This is a genomic window from Pseudomonas sp. EYE_354, assembly GCF_023148575.1.
In the GTDB taxonomy this organism is placed as follows: domain Bacteria; phylum Pseudomonadota; class Gammaproteobacteria; order Pseudomonadales; family Pseudomonadaceae; genus Aquipseudomonas.
This window is the reverse complement of sequence record NZ_JAHXNQ010000013.1, coordinates 172,571-193,197: the sequence shown is the minus strand read 5'-3', so window position 1 is coordinate 193,197 and position 20,627 is coordinate 172,571. Positions and strand designations below refer to the sequence as shown.

The following is a 20,627-nucleotide window of genomic DNA, read 5'->3' as shown; positions in this document are numbered from 1 at the left end:
GAGAACGAGGTCGGCAGCCTCGCGTTTGAATTCAGGGGAAAAGGTACGGCGTTGTTTGGTCATCTGACACCTCGTTCTGGCGAGCATTCTCGCCTAGATGGGTGTCCGGTTTCATTAGACCACTACAGGCTGCTTTTACCCATGAGCGGGTCATTTTCTCCATTCAGGCGATTAAAGAACTCTTAGCAGTTAGCGATTTCGAAAAGCTTCTTTCTACAGAACAACTGAATTCGATACCCAAGCTGATACAGGCTCGGCTTCGCAATGGGGGACTCTGATGTCTGAGAAATGGCTCGAAACCGCGGCCCCTCAGTCGACTCACCCTCTAAAAAATGCTTTTTTAGATGAGTGCGTTCGAGTCAAAGTAGCCAATATCCTGCCGCTTAAAATCTCACGATCCGCGGTAAAAGAAAGCCTCAAATACCAGCAAATCCTCGCGTCGATCCAGGACGTCGGACTGGTGGAACCACCCGCGGTAACACCAGTACCTGGCCGCGCCGGACATTACTTTTTGGTTGATGGGCACCTGCGTATTGAAGCGCTCAAGGATCTAGGTGAATTGGAGGTCGATTGCCTCGTAGCAACGGACGATGACACCTACTCATATAACAAGCGCACCAACAGATTATCTGCCGTCCAAAGTAACAAAATGATAGTGCGGGCGATGGAGCGTGGGGTCTCTGCGGACCGGCTTGGCAAAGCGCTTGGATTGGCACCGGAGACAATCAAGCAAAAATTTCGCCTGTTAAATGGCATTTGCGCAGAAGCTATTTCACTCCTGGGTGACACCGACTGCCCCGCAAACGTATTCCATCTTCTGCGGCAGATGAAACCATTGAGGCAAATCGAAGCGGCTGAATTGATGATTGGAAATAAAAATCTTTCTGTCCTGCTCGCTAAAGCACTTTTGGCTGCCACACCATCAGACCAGTTAGTAGTACCTAGAACCCCCCAACCTGATCAGCAGATCTCTGCGGAGTCAATTGCTCGCCTAGAACGTGAACTCGCCGCCCTGCAGATGCAAATCAAAACAGTGGAGGAGGGCTACGGACCTGATGTACTTCATCTCACGGTCATCAAAGGCTACCTAGCTAAGCTTCTCGCCAACGCAGCGGTCGTACGGTGGCTGGCCAGATATCAACCTGAGTACCTGAAAGAATTTCAATCTATCGCCGAGCTGAAGGAGCTCCCCTGGGGAAGTGACGAATCAAGCTCTGCCCTTAATGAGCATGCTTAGGCATTTAAGTTGGTAGGTGTTGACGCTGATGCTTTATTGACCCGGGGTGCCGAAATTCATTGATCCACCCGAATACTCCAAACGATATCCTTGTGCGGATTTAAGTGGCGCATCTGGGTCAGTCAAAATCAGCAGCCTTGGTCAATAATGCATCAGCGCCAACACGCTGGCCCGTCAGCGATGGGGTCAGGGCGACCCTACCGCTGGCGAACCAGCTGTTGCAGCCTTGTACCCGGCTTCACCCCTAGGGGGGCCGGGTTCATCACTTGACCTGGCGGACGAAGGTTCCGACGCGCAGGTAGGTTTCGTGGGAGTCAGGCGCGTAAACGCACAGGGCGCCCTGGTCGTTGGCCGCGAAATGCTTCCAAGTACCGTCCTCCAGCATGATTTCGTTGAACGCTTGCCCGTCGTTGCTAACGTGTATGCGTTGATGGTTATTGCGCGACGGGAACAGACTCAGGTCTTTGAGGTGGTAGCTGGTCTCGATAGTGAGCGCGTCCGACTGGCGCTTCCAGTCGTAGCCCTTCTGCGAAGTCAGCAGGTTGCCCCAGGAGAAGCACATCAGTTTGCCGCCCATTGCGGTGACCACCGGATCATGGAAGGAGAGGTCGTCTTCAGGCCAAGTGCAGTTGCGCCAGCCCTTGCCCTGCACGTAGTACATCACCGACGAACTGGTGTTGGTCTTCTTCTTCACCATGGTGTAAAAGCTGCTGTACTTGCAGAACGCCAGCAGGCACGCCGTGCCAGGTATCACACGCAGATACTCTACTTGCTCGCCCTCGGACAGGTTTAGGCGACTATCCCAGCGTTTCCAGTTCGCGCCAGGTCCGTCGGCGCAGAAGAACAGCGCTTTTTCGTAGTTCGAGGTCTTGGTCGAGTCGAACAGGAAACCCTTATCGGTGTATTCGAACTCGGTGCGCTCTGTGAAACGCCAGAGCCATTGCCCATTGAACGAGACCAGATCTTCAGTAGCGGAAAACGTGTAGCTATCACTGACATCCGGGTACTGCGAACGTTTCCAGGTCAGGGCGTCGTGGGAGTAATAGAACACCTCTGAGCCCACCATTAGTACCCAGGTCCCGTCAATCACGTCGAGCCGGCGAATCCAGATGCGTTCATCGTCCACATTGGGCTTGACTGCCTGCCAATGCTCGCCGTCTTCGCTGCGGTAGAACTGTTCGTCATTGTCCACGATCAGCCACACCTTGCCATCAGTCTTGATATGGCGAATCTCTTCCGGATCGCAGGGAGGGTTTTCCATATCGTGCCAGTCAATCGCAAACAAGTGTCGCTTGCCGTCGTGCTCAAAAGTGACGGATTGTTTTTCCAACGCCTCGCGCAATTTCTGGTGTTCGCGCTCCTCCTCCTTGCGTACCCTGGCCAGCACTACTGAGCTATCGAAATCGCCCCTGCGGAAGTAGCCGAGCTGATCATCCGCATCAGAGCAGGCATCGGAGAATGCCGTTAGCGTCCGGTCGATTTGGCGCTCGCAGTCGTCCAACTGGTGGTACCAGTCATCGTTTTCTGCAGAGTTGTCCAGGTCGTAGTCGGACCAGGGGATCTTGTTCTCGAACTCGATACGCGGCAGGCCCCATTGGGCGATCACGCGGTTGGCGGCGCTCAGTGCCGGGGCATTCGTAGCGATGAAGTCCTGTGCCTTGCGGCGTATTTCGTTGAGGCTGGACAGGACAGACTTGCGGCCGATGGTATAGGCTGCGCTACTTGCAGCCGTCGCCATTTTTCCAAGGAAACCGTCATCGAGCGAGCCCATGAACGACGACCAATCGGTGGACTTGCTGGTGGCGGTCATGAGGTCCATGGTCATGTTTGAGGCGTCCATGCTGGCGGCATAGAGCTGTTTCTCTGTGGCGATCCAAGACTGCTCGAAGCGCAACACGCGATATCGCACGACGTTCTTCCAGCCCTGGGTCAGCTTGGCCAGGCCTGTTGCCGCCTTCACCAGCTCTGCTTCGTCGCTCTCATTGAGCAGCGACAGTACCAGCGGTAGGCTTTCCTTGAAGTTGCCAGGCTTCAGGGCGGTCAAGATCCTCAGGATGCGCGGGTTCTCAACCTTCTTGCGGCACAAGGTCAGTAGGAAGAAGGCGTCGATGAGCCATGTGTAGGCCTTATCATCGTCATTAAGGAGAGTTTGCAACGCTGATAGGTGTTCACGCTCCTTCATCGGATTGTCGGCGATGCCGAGAATCTGGGAGACCACCTCCGGGCAGGCACTGTGTTCGGCCAACAGTCCGAGAAACTCCTGGCCCGCGCCGTCCAGCGAGGCCGCGTTGTCGAAGCACAGCGCGAACAGGCGCAGGTAGGTGCGGCGCGCTTCGTCGTCAGCCTTGTCGAGGAAACTGTGGGCCTTGATGTCCGGCAAGTCGGATGTTAGCGACAGGGTTTCGGGTTGCTCCTCGTCCGCAGGGCCGTCGGCGCTAACGTTGAAACCGTTTTGCTCCTTGTAGATGTCCAGCGCTACTAGGCTGCCGCCAATGACTTCGCCGATCAGGTCACGAATACCATAGTTGGTGTAGAGACCGCCGAATTCGTTGCCGAAGAATCGCGAGATAGTTTTCTCCCGGGCCTCGTCGCTATTGCACAGCTCATCGTCGGTGAGGTCGATGATCTTTTCGTACTCCTCGGAGAGGAAGTAGAGTGCGTTGAAGCCAAGCCCCGAGATGTTTTTCTGGATGAAGTGCGAGTCCAGCACGTGGTCTTCGTTTACCGACAGTTCGATCATGCTGCGGTAGCGATCGATACCGAAGACCTCGATCTGGTCGATCACCTCGATAATGAACCCCAGCAGCTCGACTTCGTCATCGCAGTTGATCCCGAGTTTTTCCAGGGTGACCACCAAGTGATTGACATCGCGCTCGGTCAATTCGATTTCGCGATGGGCACGCATGAAGTCATAGGTCAGGTGCAAAATCAGCAGGTTGCTCGGAATGGATTTAAAGCGGCGCTTATTCGCCTCAATGTTCAGCGACCAGCTGTGAAAGCTAGTGCTGTTCTCGACGGTCTTCAGCCGGCTGTTGATTCGGTCGATGGCGGTTTCTAGAAAATCCCGAGTCTCGATGATGTAGTCGTTCATCGTGCCCAGGTTGTTGCGGATGACCGCGATGCTCTGCGCGTTGATTAGGTTCTGCTGTTGCAGTTGCTTGAGGTAGTGCCAGGCGTACTTCTGCATTTGTAGGGTATCGGCCTGATTCAGCAACTGGTTCTCGCTGGTCTTACCGCTGAGGCTGCTGGCGAAACGCTTGAGGAAGCCGGCCCCCGACTGTTTGTTCAACCGCTCTTGGCTACTCGTGATCAGCCGCGAGGCATCCAGGGCCAGTTGCTGGGTCAAGGCAGCATTGGCTTTGTGGCGGTTGACGAGGGTGGTCACTGCCTCTAGCTCGGGCCCTTGCAGCGGCTCGTGGAAAATCTGCTCTTGTAGCGCTGTCGTTGTCTCGCTCATGGTTCCGGCCTTAAAGGGTGTTGATCTTGTTTTTCAGTCGTTTGCTTTGCGCTTCGAAGGTCTTGACCTGAGCGGCGAAGTGTTTCTCCGACAGATAAAGCCCCTTGTGAAAGTCGCCGTAGAACTGTTGCGAGACCTGCAGGTATTCCAGGGCTTCATGAACGGCGACGCCGTTGCTGACCACGCGCTCCGTGGCAACCAAGGTCAGCTGGAAGCTCTTCTCGATGTGGTTGTCCACGGCAATGTTCATCGCCAGAGTCGTGATCAGGCCGCCCACGATGCTGCCTACCAGCGCGCCGGCGGGACCGCCTATGGCACCAATCGCCGCACCCACCGAGGCACCGCTTACACCGGCGCCTGTCAGCAGCAAACCCTTTCCGGTGCGGGTTTCCAGTTCTTCAGCGGTGATCCTGCCAGCGGCGAACAACACTAGGTTCTGCACCACGTCCACCGTACAGACCGCCGCCCCGGCAATGCCACCATTAGCGAAGGTACGTTTGAACACCGAGCCGGCGAACAGACCAGGCATCGAGCGGGCTGCGATGCTGACACTCGCGGAGGCCACACCAGCCTTTAGCGCGCTGTCGCCGGCGGCGATGGCCGTGTTTTGTAGGATCAGCACTGTGGCCCGTTCGGCGGTGATCTCGCCATCTCTGAGCTGACGGATGTACTGGAAGGTATTGATACTGCCGGCGATGACTGTGGTTACGATGGCCGCCGACCCTGCCGCGCGCATGCTTTGCTGGAAGGTCGCCTTGTTCAGGTAGCCCGTCTGCACGCTCTCATGCAGCTCTTTGCCGGAGGTCGACCCGGATCCGACATGCTCAGCATCGCGCTTGCTCAACCCTGTGGACTGGACTCCCTCGGCGTCGAGGCGGCCAGCGGCCTTGTCATGCACTTTTTCGGCGGCCCGGGCGACCTCGGGGCGGGTGTCCCGATTTTTCAGCATGTCCTTGTGAGCTGACAGCTTGATGCCTTCAATCTGGTCGGACGGCCCGAGGAACACGTCGGCATTCTCGTAACGGTGAACCCCATCCTTGCTTGAGCGAAACGCCTTCTGCGTGGCATCGGCGCTCTTGAAGTATTTCAGCTGTGCGCCCTGCAGTTGGGTATCGCCTTTCATGATGACGATGTCGTGAGTCATGTCGTTCTTCGCCAGCGGTGTTTTGGCGAAGTTATCGGTAAAGGCTCGCACATCCTTGTCCTTGAGGATGGCGTCTAGGTTGAACGACTCGGCGTGCCAGGTCTCCGCCGCGAAACCGCCCTTAATCGCTTTGTTCTGGGCGGTGGAAGCGATCTTGGCCATTATGTCATTGGTCTGGCTGATCTCGCCGACCATACGGCCGATCTTTTCCCAGGCCTGAGTGGGCCAGATCGGGCAAAGGCTGACCGAATGACTGATAAGTTTGTTTTCCTGCTTATCCATGAGAGAGCCTCAGACGTTGTGCTGAACGACGGCAGTGCCGACGCTGGAATGGGTAGAGGCGGCAGAGACAAGCGCGTCCTCATTCAGATAGAACTGCTGCATTGATTTCAGGCGCTGACGGATCTCATCGACCCAGACCTGGGGTGCATGGACACGAATGTTCTCGTTGAGGCCGAAGATCCACCACAGGGTCTCGCGGTCCAGCGGGATCCTGGCACACAAGCGTTTCCAAGCCTGGTCGGGGAGGTCATGGAGGGATTGCTCGTCACTGAGTGGCGTCTCACTCAGTAACTCGGCAATTTGGGGGTGGATGTCAGCGACCAACTCAACGCACTCATCGCCCTGGCGTTGGCTGAAGCGCCCTCTGGCGATGTAGTCGTCGATGTTGAAGTTGGATTGCTCCCTGGCCTCGGCTTCCAGCATGCGGATCGACTGGATCCGGTGCAGGGCAAACTGGCGCAAGTCGTCATAACCGTCCACCGATGCCAGCATGTAACTAATGGCATGCCGGGAGACGAGCCCGGCCGGGTGCAGAACCAGATGCTTTACACCACCTTTACTGCGGCTGCGGTAGGCGACTTCGATCTGTCGACGTTCTAACAGGCTCCCCGAAACCGCTCGCCAGACCTCCAGAGCGATCTCCGCTGGCAGGAGAGTCTTGCCGTTGGGTATCGCACGGACGCGACGCGCCCAGTATGCCAAGCCGTTGTTGCCCACATCACCGAGGAAATGCCGAGCTCGGCGAAACTGCGGGTTGAGCTGGTCGAGAACAGTCTGTGGCAGCAGTGTTGCCAGATGGCTTTCGGACAGGCATAGGGCAAGCGCGGTCGGCGCGTCCATGTCCTCCAGCCTCAGCGGTGCGTTTCGGGTGAAGCTCCAGCGGAAGGGTGATTCACTCTCGTCACATAGCAACGAGAACGGCAGGGAGAGCCGGTTAAGGTCCCGCTGGATAGAGCGCAGCGTGACGGAAAAACCCTTGTCATGCAGCTTCTCCAGCAGGGTGGTGCTGGCTATGCGCTGCGGCTCGGTAGGAATTAGGCGCAGCAGAGCGAACAGCCTGAGCAGCGTATCCTTCGCTTGAGACATAGAGACTACCTTGTTGTTCATCAGTCGCTGACGCCAGATTGGCCACGATGCTAATAAAAATGATGGCGCAGTGCTACTTCTCTAGCGTCGCACATGACTAAAGTCAGATGGGCACCCAACCCGTTCAGTGGCCTTCGGGCGCGTGGGCTTCCTTGTAACGCTTCAAGTCTTGGTATTCGCGGAATAGCTCACAGGCCTTCTTCAGCACTACAACACAACTGATGGCGGCAAGTAGGTTCTTCATGACAGTGGGCTCCTGGTGTTTTTTGCATCTTGTTATGGGGGAGCGACAAATTGTGTCGTCGCGGAGAGCTGTACACGGTCATAGCCGACTCTCGCTGACAAATAACGCGGCAGCGTTGAGGAGGCACTGATGGATGGCACTGCGGTCAGCCTGACTATCTAGGTAGCCGAGTCGATCGACTCGGGAGAGAGAAAACTGTAATCCCAGTACACGAAACGTGATGGCCATTGACCAAGCTCGTCCAGAGCATTGCTGAGGATCTAGAGCGGCGAAAGCGAAACTCAAACTATCTTACCCTTGAAATCAAGGGCAACCTAAAATACACTTTCGCTATCGCCAATCACCCCAGGTGCTCCCCATGCTTCCTTCGCCCACTTCTCCCGACTTTCCTGCTGCCCTGAAAGCTCGGCGCGAACTCCTTGGATTGAGCCGCGCCGAGCTTGCCCGAAAGGCCAATATTCATGGCGTGATGCCCCGTCGCTATGAAGAATCTGACTGCGGGGAATTTGCGAGCCCCCGTGCCGACACATGGAAGAAGCTGAACGAGATTCTCTATCCCGAATTCACCATGAGTGCCGCGGTACAGCAGGAGCCGTCCGAATCAACGACCAACACCAATACGTCAAGTGTTCCCTCTGGTGTCTGCGGTTTGAGCATCGCAGAGGCCAAAGCTGGCTTGGCAATCACCTTTGGGGTGGACATCGAACGTATCGAGATAATCATTCGCGGCTAAAGTACTGCACTCATCAGCATACAATTACAACTTAAGGGCAACTTATGAATACCCAGATCGCCGAGTGGGATGAGGTTTCGCGAGTCCTCAAGCAAAACGTCGCGGTAATGCCACTGGGACAGGAGTTCACGGTTCGGCAGATAATCGGGGAACCATCCTGGGCACCGTTGCAACGTAAGACGCGTCATGACTTTGGCCGACACGTGCGGCGGAATCTTGAACAGTACGGGTTGGTGTTCGCACGCATGGCCGGACGAGTCCTCGTATACAAAAAGTCCCCTGTCTGAACCTGGCTTGGAGGTGTCTACGAAACCAGGGGCGATTGAGGTAACAGGTTCATTCCTGCACCTGTCTATACGACGCTGGTGAGCCTGTGTGGCCAACCCGGCAACCCGCCTCACCTATTGTGCAATACCAGAAGGGCGGGGCATTGTGAAACATCTGAAAGGGCGCTGAATTATAGAAGCCATCTCGCACGAGATCAGTTAGGTATTTGCGCTCAATGACGGCAGTGGATCGTTTTGATGGTTGTCGATAACTGCAATTGGGCGAAGTATCTCTCTGGTGAACCTATTGCCTCCCAACAACAGATACTCCGGTACAATCTGCTTTCACTTTGTTATGCACATACCTCATGAAATTACTGAACACTTACGACGATCGCGATGAGGCAGAAGCTGCTACTGATAAGCTTACAGGCGAAAAGAGGCTAGCCAGCGAGCGTGACTCGACGATAGTCATCTATAATCTTTTTGGTATGCCCAGCTGGGGCAATTTCCATCGGCTAGGAATGTACAACCTAGGCGAGCTGAAAATTCTGCTGGGCCGTCGAACCACTTGGCAACCAGCTGATCAATCCCGCCATACAGAAATCCTTGCCACGCTACGTATCGTGGCAAAGAACTTTCAGATCGAGATTCCTACCCATTGGTTATAGCTGACCAAGTGCTCTGTCTATAAAGAAGTCCTGTACGCGAAAATCAGATCCCGCGCAATCGGGTGGAGAAGGTGTGGCACTCGGCGGTGCCACTTCGGATTAGTTTGTTTTAGGTCGGTTCATGATTTCCGGGGCATCAGCAGATCATCCAGGAACTCCGAAGCTGGACTTACACTTGTCACAACCAGCTCATCTCGTGCGCGCGTACAAGCGACATACAAGAGGTGCCGTTCAGTGTCATACACCTCTTTTAGGTCACCATCATCGCCCACTGTTTCTATCCGTTCCTGCAGAGGGATCACCTCATCATCACAGCCCATGACGACCACAGCCCGGAACTCCAGACCTTTTGCCAAATGCATAGTGCCGATTGATACGTATCCGCTCTCAGTATCCACCTGCTCGTCCAATACCTTGAATGACAAACCAGCTGCTGCCACGGCCTGTGAGGCCCGATCCACTTGCGCAGCCGAACGAACGAATACTCCGAACTCATGGGGCAAAAACCCAGCCTGAGTCCGTGCTCTCATCCAACCTGCAACGCTCTCGATCTCGTCACGTACTGTTTTCAGCACATGGACGGTTGGCTGCGGGCCATTGAAAACCGAAACAGTGTCACTCCGGTCTTCGGTGATTCCGTCTATATCGGTCACCGTCGGCCCAAGCAGACGGTCAGCCTGTATTCGAATTTGATGGGAGGTGCGGTAATTGATGCGCAGGGTTCGCGAACGGCCCCTCACATCAACGCCCAACGACTTCCACGAGAAAGGCTGCTGGAAGATGCGCTGCCCCAGGTCGCCAGCAAAGAACAGCGCATTTGGGCGTCCACCACCAATTGCTGCTAGAAACCTGAGGTGTGCCACGCCAATATCTTGTGCTTCATCAACGATGGCGTGATCGAAGATCACCTTGTCGCTCTTGGCAACATTCGTCGCCAAAGAAGTAAACACTTCGGGCATCGTGACCAGATTGAGTGCCTTCAGCTCGATTTGCACACGTTCAAAGATGCCCCACAGCACCTTGCGTTGGGCCTCCGGGAGGCGAGTCTTTCGGCCAAGACGTGCTACATCGCGATACGCCTCCCATTCCTTAAGCTGCCAGGCATCGACCACCTGTTCCCATTCAGTCACCAAGAAATGCATGCTGAATTTATGGCCACCAACGACTTGACCAGCCTCATCAATCAAAGCACGGACCCGTTCGCGACTCGCAACGGAAACCGTCCCAATGCGAGATCTGTAAAGCCGCAGGCCTATCGCTTCAAGAGAGTAAACGTCGATGCGTTCGGCCAAACGGGGTTCATTGCTCAACAGCCATTTCAGTTTTGCGTGCAGGGCGTTCGCAAGCGTGTTGGAGAAGGTTGTCAGCAACACGCGTGCTTCAGGATAAGCACGCACCAAAACAGCTGCACGGTGCAAGGCCACTACTGTCTTGCCTGTACCCGCAGAACCGGAAACACGTGCTGGTCCGGAATAGTCGCGCTCGACCCATTGTCGCTGCTCCGGGTGAAGGAACACCGCCCATTTTTCCCAAGGGCAGTCGAGTGCGCGCTGCAACTCCTCTACATCTGCCATCACGCGGAAGCGGCGCTGAGCGTCCGGGTGATCGAAGGGACTCCTTTGTTCTACGGAGAAATCAGGTATACGCGGCTTGCCGCCGGTCGCCAGCTCTAGCAATGCCTCTGAAGCTTCGGCGGGCAGGTGATCTGTCAAGGCCAGCAGAGAGCTTTCGGTCGCCTGTTTAACGTCCGCCAGCCACTCCGGTGGTACACCGTAGCTCAGGAGCTCATCGTCAGATATCTCACAGAACAGAAGCGCAACAGCCGACTTTTGCTGCACATACACCGGCACCAGGATCTCCTGAACCGTTTCACGTATCTCAACGAGTTGCGCTGCACCTGTCTTCGGGTGCGTTTCAAGCTTTCTCCGTTCAGCCCAGCCGTAAGCCTTGTCGTGATGATCGACGTAGCACAGGAGCAAACTCGAATCGCTGCGATGGACAATGATGCGAATGTCACTACTGACCCGCACCGACCAGAAATTTTTGTCCTTCGCCTTGTCGAGCTTGTGGAAGTTCATGCCCGGGTTAGCGGGATTCAATTGCAAGTCGAAGGCAGTCGTTTTTACGACTTTCTGCTCTTCACCCGTCAGGCGAGTCAGGCTATCGGTAAAAGTATCTGCAATCCGGAAATCCATACCCATTCCGCCAATCTCCTGTAGGCCAACCTATAGCTATGCAATATTCAAACAACCCTGAACACCTTCATCACCTCATCACCCAAGTGATTAATCACTTTTACGGCAATCCGGCCAGACCTCGGCTTGGGGAATAGACGGGAGGTGTCGCTGTTGAGGGAAGCCCAGGCTTCAGCGTCAATCTCGGCTTTCAGTGTTGTCTTCAGCGAGTTGTAGGGATCATTCGCGCCGAGGAAGTAGGCGTGACGGACGAAGAAACTCTCTTCGTTGTAATCGGTGTCGATAAACCAGCAAGCGATGCCGTCGGCACCGTCGCTGATGACTTCACCAGTCTGCGGCTTGAATACATCCACACCGAGCACCTTCACCCGCACTTGGCCGTCGTCTTGTGTGATGAGTTCGATATCTGGCTCGCCGAAGATCACAAAAAGGTTGCCCTTACCGGTGTTCTTTAGGTCCTCGGCCATGTGCAGGTCAGCGTTCATGCGAGCCTTAAGCACAGGCAGCTTGCCAAGTTTGGCGAACTCAGTAGTGTGCGCCTCGAAGTTGAAGGCGCAGGCAATAAGCACATCGAAGCCAGCGTCTGCGGCCTCTCGCGCAGCAGCCACTAGATCAGCACGCTGCACAGTACCGAATTCGGGGCCAATGAAGATGGCTGCACGTTTCTCTGTGTCGCCCTCCAGGTAGCGACCTTCAGCACACACCAATTGGCCTGGCCAAGCAGTCAGCATAGTGAAGTTAATCCGATCTTCCTTATGCGCCTGCTGCACGCCAGCCGTTTTAAGATTCGTCAGAATCAGCTGTGGAAAAGTCTGCTTAGCCGCATATTCCGCGCCCGGCTCAGACACCTGCATCTGATCAATCAGCTCGTCATTCTCATCCACTCCGAGCGTGCGGTGGGGACTTAAACTTTCCACAGTAAAGGGGCCTGCCACGCGCACAGCCTTCTTGTTCTCGTAGGGCTTATCGTAGAGGTGCTCGAACTCTGCCTTCGCAGCGGTAGACGCATCGATTTCCTGCTGCCGCGCGATACGTGCTTTCCACCATTCGGTGTGAAGCGCCGTTGTCGCCGCTGACCAATCCTTGCCAGCTTCACGCGGAATTTCCCACTCCTGCCAAGATTTCTTAAGATCCGCGTTCAGTTGTTCTCGCAGAGGCTCTAATGCCTTCTGCCACTCAGCCCAAATGACATCAATTTCCGCATTGTCGGCTATAGATTTGAGCTTAATTCGCGGCACGCGCTCATAGACAAAGCCGTGCCGAATGTTACCGTTTACTGGCTGCAAACTCGGAGCGGTACGAGTGACTTCGGCCTCTTTGGCCTGACCCTCACGGGAATCGGCCAGCAGGTAGAATGGATAACGAGCGCCCATGATACGGGCACGGGCAAGCGCCAACGCTACCCGCGAAGTATCCATCGTGATCCAACGACGCCCCCAATGCTCGGAGACTGTAGCTGTAGTGCCTGAACCGCAGGTTGGGTCTAGAACCAGGTCCCCTGGGTCCGTGGTCATAAGAATGCAACGCTCTATTGCTGTTGTAGCAGTCTGAACAACGTAGGTTGGAAATTTTTCTCCGTGAATATCGTCCCAGATGTTGGGTTTCGCAACTTGGTTCCAATCATCCCAGAAAACCACCCCTCCAAGCGAAGATCCACCCCCGTCAAAGAGCCTATTGGCCTTTTCAATTCGCTTCAGCCCATCATCCGGCCCGAATCGCCACTGTTTATTTGCCCCGCATTGCTTCATCTTGGAGCGGAATAGGAAATCCTTGCTTCGCGTTTCACTTGGGTGCTGACTCACTATCGGGTAGTTGACTCGCGCCCACTTCCCGCCACGCTGGACGAGAGCAGCAATATCTTCAGGCCCAAGCTTGGATACGTTGTGGAAAACTGTGTCTGGAGTGACGATAGTATTGAACTTCGACTCTCCCTCAGGTGAAGGTCGGGCTTCGTAAAGATCCCGCACCTTCACCAAGTCTCTATTTCGGCAATACCAAATTATATAATCGAAGACAGTTTCGGTGGAGAATGTAGCGCTCTTTTTCTTGAAGACGATTGTATTGACGAAGTTAGTCTCTCCGAACACTTCATCCATTAAAGTGCGGACACGATGAACATTTTCGTCACTAATCTGAACAAAAATTGAACCTGATTCTGTGAGCAAGTCACGCATCACAGTCAACCGGTCCCGTAAGTAGGTGAGATAGGAGTGAATCCCGTCTCTCCAGGTATCGCGGAAAGCCTTAACCTGCTCCGGCTCGCGCGTGATGTGTTGGGCTTTGCCATCCCTCACATCGCGGCTGGTGGTGGACCACTGGAAGTTACTATTGAATTTGATGCCGTAAGGCGGGTCGAAATAAATACATTGTACCTTGCCCCGCAGTCCCTCACGCTCGGCAAGACTGGCCATAGCCTGCAGGCTATCCCCCAAGATCATACGGTTAGTCCAGTTCTGATCGTGCTGATAGAACTCAGTCTTGTCAGCGCCCTTGGGGATACCGTTGAAGTCGGCAAATAGGTCTGCCGTTACCTGTCCAGCATCGTGCTCCCGCTCCCTAGTCTCGCGCAGCAGCTCATCAATCAGCGCTTTGGGGTGAACTTTTTCCTGAATGTAGAGTGGCGGGACATTAACAACGAGATCACTCCAGTCCTGCTCGTCTTTACCGCGCCAAACGAGCTGCGGATCTAGATCCTTGTTGCGCGGATAGCGGATCTGCTTTGGCGCGGCTGGTTCCTGCACAAAAGATTGCTGTTCGGCAGAAGGGATGTTCTTGCGCTTGGCATCGTCGTGCTTGAGGATCTCAACGGTCTTGATAATAGGTTGCTTGGCCATAAACTAGCTCGCTTGGTGCTATTTTGATTTTACAAAGAGATTGCAGCCAACGTGACCAACCTCGAGAGTATCGCCACATGGATGGGCGTGTTTGGATAGAAAAGACCACTTAAAAATGTGGTCACTGGTCTTTCCTTGCTGGCAGCATGGAGAGCGTTCATCCATTTTTTCACGAACCTCTTTTGTCGCTCCCGATATATTCATTTGCTTTACAAAGGAAATCAGTAGTCCCCGAGTTTCTCTTCCAGTCGTGTATCGACCAAATAGCTGTGACAATCCTTTTGCATGCCAACCATAGCCGCGGTGAATCTTCGCTTCAGCAAGTTTTATAAATTGCGGAACGGAGTGATCGGCCATAATTAACAGGTCCACGTGACCGTTTGAATGTGCCTCGGGCGTAACAGTCAACCCTGGTATCGAAAGCGCTGTGGCTAGCACTCCGCTAAGCCCAACCTCATCCAGCCTCTTATAGTTATTACTTTGTCGCTCAAGGCTTGAAATTGCTTGGCCAAGTACCACGTCGAAGGCTTTATCAAATTCCTCGTTCGTCTCGGCTGTCAAAATATCAAAATACTCTGGCGCTTTTCTTTTAATTCTTTCGAGAAGAGCTGCAAGCGTGTTGGGATTAGTCATTCCTACGCCTCACCCTTATTATTGACGTCTAACCAGCTTACCGTAATATCTCGCGACCAAGAGTCCCAGTCTGCCTGCTGAATGGATCTGTCGCGCCACCATTTTTTTAGATTCTCAATGAAAGCCGACATGGGCACTTCCTCTCCGCCCTTGCTTTCCGAGCGAAGCTCCATACGAAGTTGGTTCGCAGATGGGCTTGATAGCATGGAAAGAACTCCAAATACATCTTCAGGTTCGCAATTTGCGCTAACAGCGGCAGATTCAATATCGGAAAGATGAAAAACATTATCTTGATTACTATTAAGAGTATCGAGTATCGCTTTGCGAATATTGGATACAAACTCGCCAGGAACTTCGTTTGCTATATTTACAACAGATGCGATCAACTTGTTAAATTCGCTTTCGATCTTCTGGGCAAAGTCATGCTGCATCTGGAACACGTCGGTGAACTCGGCAAATGCCCAGCGGCCATAGCTGCCGAGGTGGTTCACGCCGGGCACCCAGTAGGTGTCCATAGTGGATTTTTTCTCAACGGCATCTTCACCTCGGTAACCCTTGATCTCGACGATCAGGTTGAGAAGATCGTCTGGGCCATGACCATCATCGACGCGCACGATGAAGTCCGGCAGGTATTTACGCGTCTCTGAGCCAAAGCGGTAAGGTACTTCGAAGCCAAGACCGTGGTTCTTCACATAGGCCCGTACAAGCGGGTGACGCTCTGCAACGCGGCAGAACTCGGCCTCCCAGTCGCTATCGAGGACAACCCAGTTGATGTGGTTAAGCTGAGAGCTAGTTTCCCACCGGCTAGTCTTCGAGGTGTTGAAACGTACATGCCGGGTTGATCCGCACGAATTGTACGGATTGAGCAGCGCGTTGATGGGGCGTTCACCGAGGAAGTGCCGGGTAATGGCGGCGGTGATCTTATTGCAGGCCATGTCGGCCAGTTCCTGATACATCAGCAGGGCGGGATAGGTATCTCCCTTGCAGATGAGACAAGTGTCCAGCCACTCCTTGGTGATACGTTTGAGCTGGCCGAAGAGATGGAGTTTTGGTTCTTCACCGGGGTCTCTCCACTTAGTGTAGAGCAGATGTTGTGTGAGGTTGAAAACCAGGCTGGAGGGGCGCATGTCACCAAGATGCTGAAGTGTCATGTCTGCCGACTCGCCGATGATACCGGCATTCTGAGTTTGCGATGGTCCTACCAGGTCGGGCGTAAGGACGAGCTTGGATTCATCATTGAAGTCAGCGACCAGACGCTCTTCGGGTAGCTCGACTCGATAGCCCTCAACACGTGGAAAAACAATCTCCAGCGCGTCCCGCTCCGGGCGTATCGCTTTGACCTGTACGGTTTCGCGCGGTGTGGCGGGCGTCGCGATGACGGGTTTGGCTGTGAAGTCAAAAGGAATGCCGAACACATCTGCGTACTCGACGTTGAACAGGCCCTCGTCGTTAAGCTCGTAGGATTGGCGTCTCAGTGCGCGGCCGATTACCTGCTCGCAAAGGAGCTGAGTGCCAAAGGCGCGTATGCCGAGTACGTGGGTAACAGTATTGGCGTCCCAACCTTCAGTGAGCATCGACACGGACACAACGCAACGAATCGAGCCGCCGAGCTGCCCTGCCTTGCCAACTGTGTTCATGACCTCTCGCAGGAGCTCCTGATCAGTGACGTTGTCAGCTGCACGTACATCCCCGCTACGCTCGACGATTTCGCGGCGAAAACGCTCGATTTCGTCGGCAGCCATGCTGCGGAAGTTGTCGTCTAATGCATCACCAGCTTCGAGCTGCTCGCTGTCGATAAGGAGAGTGTTCGGGCGCGGCAGCGGGTTGCCCGTGGTTTCGTCAAAGTTGCGGAACAGAGCAAGGCGACCGTTTTCGAGCGTAGTTGTCCCATCATCCTTCTTACGCTGGAAACCGGAGATATAGTCATAAACAAGCTTGGAGATCGCTGTGTTCTGGCAAACTACGATGAAACACGGGGGCACGCCGATTCCAGCCTCCTGCCACTTTGCGAAAGTCTTCTCATAGTGCCCGTAGAGTGCTTGCAGGGCTGTCTGAAGCCTCGTTGGAAGCTTAAGTGGATCGAGATCCTGATTGGCACCCCGGCCTTTCTTGGGCATGTCCTTCCTGATGTTTTCCCACAGATTGCGGAACATCGGCATCTCGTCGCCAGTGATGTTTTCTGCAACAGGGACGCGCGGCAGCTTAACGATGCCGCATTCGATGGCGTCCATCAGCGAAAAGTCGCTCATCGTCCAGGGGAACAGTGTGCCCTCGACATAGCCAGAGCCGGCAAGAAAAAACGGCGTTGCCGATAGATCGATAACACGATTGACACCTAACTTGCGATTGACCGCCTCCAACCCAGAAATCCAGAGACGGGCGGCTTCATTCTCATCTTTAGCATGCGCCTTGGCTTCTTTCAGGGCTTCGCCTTTAATCGCATTGCCTTTGTCGTCGATGAAGTCGTCATCTGATGCGGGTTTTTCGCGATAGCAGTGGTGTGCTTCATCGTTGATGACCATGATGCTCTTCATGCCCATCAGATCCGACATCACTCGCTGAATCATCTGCCCTTCGGTTTCAAGCGTTTGGGGATATTCGCCGGTTCGGCCTTTGAGTAGCTGCTTACCACCCTTGGAAATCTCGATGCGCTCGCGCAGTTTGAATGCGTGATAATTGGTGATGACGATCTTGGCTCGGGAAATGTCGTCAAGCATGTCACTTGGAACCAGCTCGCGTTCCTTGTAGTAGCTATCCGGATCGTTGGGCTGTAGCACGCGCAGACGATCCTTGATGGTAAGGCCAGGCGCACAGAGTAAGAATCCGCGCGTGAAATTCTTGCTGGCAGGGCTACGAACAGCGTTAACGGTCTGCCAGGCAATAATCATAGCCATGACCGTCGTCTTGCCCGCACCGGTAGCGAGCTTGAGCGCCAGACGCATCAACTCTGGATTGGCGTCCTTATTGGCAGCCGCGAGGTGCTCTAGCAGTTCTTTACCTGGTTTAGATAAAGGAGCGACTTCGGTAAGCCAAATCGCCGTTTCGACCGCTTCAACCTGACAAAAGAACGGACGTACGCCATGAAACTCATGATGCCGCCAATGCTGGAGCAAACGTGCCGTTTCGGAGGTGACCTGCCATTGGCTGGATGGCAGCGCACGCCATGTATCTACATGGCCACGAACCTTATTGATGATCGAGGTAGGGTCGTACTGCTGCCTCCCGGTTGAAAGCCCTTTTCCTTCATCAAAGAGAAAGCCCTCCTGCTTCGGGGCCGTTTTCTGCTTCTTCGGCTTGGGAATAGGCGTAATAAACTCAGCCTTGCGCCGGTCCCCGATGACCTTCTGGGTAGGCTGGCCAGTTTCGTCTAGCTCCCAATAGCGAGCAGGGCGCTGGTATGGAGAGTTCAGGATTGGGTGATCAAAAAACGGGTTGGACATAATAATTAGAAACCTACGCGCCTTGGTGTGTTTTTCAGTGGAACTGACATGCTTGTTGCACGACGTATTCCAACCTTCCTTGGCACGCGCTTGGGATTAAACCTTCCGCTTACCATGTGCCGAAAAAGATGAAGGATAGCTCTTTATCATGCTAAATCGATAGCAAACAACCGATGGGACTACTAATGAGACAGCCAAGGCGTTTCGTGAGAACGCAGCACTAGTATGGGAATGGTATCTGTGGAGGCGTCTCCGAGTTGGTCAAGCAAAACCAAGTGCAGCACATCTTGCGGTATCTCGCATGGCTAACACACAACGCCAGGTTTCTGTAATCACCCAGAATATCGATGACCTTCATGAGCGAGCGAGGTCTGTAAATGTGGTGCATTTGCATGGCACTTTGGCAATGCCCAAGTGCTTCGCCTGCCATCGGTCTTCGGCCGTGTCGCCAGATCAATCAGCAATGCCGGATGAGGGCGCTTTGATTGAGCCTCCCAGGTGTGGACGTTGTAACGGCAAAATGCGCCCTGCTGTGGTCTGGTACGGAGAGGATTTGCCGCACCAGGCTTGGAAGAAAGCAGTTCACCTGGTTAAGGATTGCGGCCTTCTGATCTCAGTGGGCACCTCTGGAATTGTAATGCCTGCCGCGGGCCTTCCGGACCTTGCATTGGCGTCTGGAGCACCCGTCATTCACGTGAACAAGGCTGACGTTTCAATGGGCGAACAGAAGGAGTTCATGCTAGTGGGGGCTGCCGTCGAGATATCGCCAATGTTAGCCGAAAGGATAGAGACCATTCGCGCGGGTTGAAGACTGGCGCAGCGGTTTTCGGCTAGAAAAACCATGCGGATTTTTCCTTCTTGATAATTTATTTCCACCAAAAATATCGCTTTCCTCAGGAAGTCTCAACGACCGAGCACATGTACTCGCATCGAGCCCAGTAAGGGTCTCATTACGTCATTTGATACCTGGGGAACAAGCCAAGCCCTTGCATCCAATTACATCGACTTAATCGATACCACTTCCACGAACCTGAATTTCTTTCTGGCCGTCCTAGTCGCTTCTTGCTGCGCGAACAGGGAGCTCAGTGTATCGGCCTCATACACAATCTCGTGCATCTTGCCCTCAAATTCGTTTCCTACCCGCAGCGTGACTCTCTGCCTTGCAGTAAAGCTTTTTGAAACTTGCTTTTTTTTCGCATCTTTCGATGGATCCACCGCCAACAAATCCGGCACGGTGTCTTGTTCGTGTGTATCAATTGCAAGCGCTGGGGTCACAGGCCCACCGAACAGTGCGCGTCGCATCTCTTCTTCTGTTAATTCCATAATCATCCAATTTCTCAGAAAAAACGTTATGTATAGCCAACCCATTCTAGCGGGAGCCACTGCTATGCTTGAAGTTTCTCGAATGGAATTTACGCGAAATGTCTGGGGAATATTCTCTGTCAGACCTGTTGGACAGAATGTACCAAAACCAATTGGCGCTGGAGGCTGCGCTGATGGAACTGACCCTCCACATCGAGAATAGGGGGTTCAGCGAGATCAGTGAAAATGTCCGCGGTGCGTTGTACACCATTGGTGAAAATGCCGGCCACATTAAACAGGGCCTGGCGAAGCTCAAATCTAATGACCTCTGACTGATGATCGGCAACCGCCTAATGACCCATTTGATAGCTGAAAGTCAGTCCCACATGTGAGCGCCTTTCCATGCCCGTTTTGGCAGCCGTATTTGATGCGTTTGGCACACTCGTAAAAATCGGTGTTGGGACAAATCCTTATCGCAAGATTCTTAAAATAGGGATCGAACAAGGCCGACGCCCCAAAGCCACCGACGCGGAGGATCTACTGTCCATGCCTATGGACCTTAGACAAGCAGCTGATTATTTCGGGATATCTGTTGAAACTGATTTCATGAACCGACTTGAGGACGGCCTCCGTGAAGAGCTGGCGGCCATCCAAGCCTATCCTGACGGAATTGCTGCTGTGGCGACCCTCCAAGCAGCAGGATTAAAAGTGGCGGTTTGCTCCAATCTCGCTCAACCATATGCATCGGCCATCGAAAGGCTGTATCCGAATCTGGATGGTTACGCCTACAGCTTTTCAGTGGGAGCTATCAAACCATCATTCAAAATCTACCAGCATGTGACGCAGCTCATCGGTACCATGCCTCATGAAACATGGATGATTGGTGATTCGCAAAGGTGCGATTGTGATGGTCCCCTTGGGTTCGGTATGCACGGCTTTTACCTGGATCGGAAAGGTGGAGGTAGCTACACGACCTTGCAAGTATTTGCAGAAGACATCCTCCGCAAAAGCTAATGGCTCTAGCAATGCGATATAAAGTAGCGATTAATCGACCAGAACCAACGAAATGCTACCTAGCCGGGTTAGCGGCATATCGGCACCAC

General features: G+C 53.9%; 13 protein-coding genes and 1 pseudogene. 6 read left to right on the top strand and 8 right to left on the bottom strand.

The window, feature by feature from the left end; translation table 11 throughout:
• Positions 1 to 277: 277 nt before the first annotated feature.
• Entirely contained in the window at positions 278 to 1,237 is a 960-nt protein-coding gene (locus tag KZX66_RS18950; RefSeq protein WP_248082098.1) for a plasmid partitioning protein RepB C-terminal domain-containing protein, read from the top strand.
• A 262-nt stretch (positions 1,238 to 1,499) separates the two neighbouring features.
• On the opposite strand, the gene KZX66_RS18945 is transcribed toward KZX66_RS18950, so the two are convergent.
• From KZX66_RS18945 to KZX66_RS18935, 3 genes are read right to left on the bottom strand one after another with little or no spacing between them, the layout of a single operon-like run.
• Positions 1,500 to 4,694, bottom strand: a complete 3,195-nt coding sequence (locus KZX66_RS18945) for a hypothetical protein (protein ID WP_248082096.1) — start codon at positions 4,692 to 4,694, stop codon at positions 1,500 to 1,502.
• Positions 4,695 to 4,704: 10 nt separating this feature from the next.
• The gene (locus tag KZX66_RS18940) at positions 4,705 to 6,120 is read right to left on the bottom strand and encodes a hypothetical protein (protein WP_248082094.1); all 1,416 of its coding nucleotides are present in this window, start codon (positions 6,118 to 6,120) and stop codon (positions 4,705 to 4,707) included.
• A 9-nt stretch (positions 6,121 to 6,129) separates the two neighbouring features.
• Positions 6,130 to 7,206 (bottom strand): WYL domain-containing protein, encoded by a 1,077-nt coding sequence (locus KZX66_RS18935; RefSeq protein ID WP_248082117.1) that lies wholly within the window; start codon positions 7,204 to 7,206, stop codon positions 6,130 to 6,132.
• A gap of 602 nt (positions 7,207 to 7,808) precedes the next feature.
• On the opposite strand from KZX66_RS18935, the gene KZX66_RS18930 reads away from it, so the two are divergent.
• The gene (locus tag KZX66_RS18930) at positions 7,809 to 8,183 is read left to right on the top strand and encodes a helix-turn-helix transcriptional regulator (protein ID WP_248082092.1); all 375 of its coding nucleotides are present in this window, start codon (positions 7,809 to 7,811) and stop codon (positions 8,181 to 8,183) included.
• A 634-nt stretch (positions 8,184 to 8,817) separates the two neighbouring features.
• Positions 8,818 to 9,120 (top strand): hypothetical protein, encoded by a 303-nt coding sequence (locus tag KZX66_RS18925; protein ID WP_248082090.1) that lies wholly within the window; start codon positions 8,818 to 8,820, stop codon positions 9,118 to 9,120.
• Between the two features lie 119 nt (positions 9,121 to 9,239).
• Here the strand turns inward: KZX66_RS18925 and KZX66_RS18920 are convergent, their stop codons facing one another.
• From KZX66_RS18920 to KZX66_RS18905, 4 genes are read right to left on the bottom strand one after another with little or no spacing between them, the layout of a single operon-like run.
• The gene (locus KZX66_RS18920; RefSeq protein WP_248082088.1) at positions 9,240 to 11,321 is read right to left on the bottom strand and encodes a 3'-5' exonuclease; all 2,082 of its coding nucleotides are present in this window, start codon (positions 11,319 to 11,321) and stop codon (positions 9,240 to 9,242) included.
• Positions 11,322 to 11,362: 41 nt separating this feature from the next.
• Complete coding sequence (locus tag KZX66_RS18915) at positions 11,363 to 14,149, bottom strand: site-specific DNA-methyltransferase (protein WP_248082080.1); 2,787 nt, start codon at positions 14,147 to 14,149, stop codon at positions 11,363 to 11,365.
• Positions 14,150 to 14,167: 18 nt separating this feature from the next.
• A complete protein-coding gene (locus KZX66_RS18910) occupies positions 14,168 to 14,782 on the bottom strand; it encodes a hypothetical protein (RefSeq protein WP_248082078.1) in 615 nt (204 codons plus the stop codon).
• 2 nt (positions 14,783 to 14,784) lie between these two features.
• Complete coding sequence (locus tag KZX66_RS18905; RefSeq protein WP_248082076.1) at positions 14,785 to 18,222, bottom strand: DEAD/DEAH box helicase family protein; 3,438 nt, start codon at positions 18,220 to 18,222, stop codon at positions 14,785 to 14,787.
• A 187-nt stretch (positions 18,223 to 18,409) separates the two neighbouring features.
• On the opposite strand from KZX66_RS18905, the pseudogene KZX66_RS18900 reads away from it, so the two are divergent.
• Positions 18,410 to 19,030, top strand: a pseudogene (locus tag KZX66_RS18900) (Sir2 family NAD-dependent protein deacetylase); the annotation flags it as partial.
• A 188-nt stretch (positions 19,031 to 19,218) separates the two neighbouring features.
• On the opposite strand, the gene KZX66_RS18895 reads toward KZX66_RS18900, so the two are convergent.
• Positions 19,219 to 19,551, bottom strand: a complete 333-nt coding sequence (locus tag KZX66_RS18895) for a hypothetical protein (protein WP_248082074.1) — start codon at positions 19,549 to 19,551, stop codon at positions 19,219 to 19,221.
• A 92-nt stretch (positions 19,552 to 19,643) separates the two neighbouring features.
• Between KZX66_RS18895 and KZX66_RS18890 the strand changes: the two genes are divergently transcribed.
• Positions 19,644 to 19,856, top strand: a complete 213-nt coding sequence (locus KZX66_RS18890; protein WP_231422323.1) for a hypothetical protein — start codon at positions 19,644 to 19,646, stop codon at positions 19,854 to 19,856.
• A gap of 70 nt (positions 19,857 to 19,926) precedes the next feature.
• Positions 19,927 to 20,538 (top strand): HAD family hydrolase, encoded by a 612-nt coding sequence (locus KZX66_RS18885; RefSeq protein ID WP_248082072.1) that lies wholly within the window; start codon positions 19,927 to 19,929, stop codon positions 20,536 to 20,538.
• Positions 20,539 to 20,627: the final 89 nt, after the last annotated feature.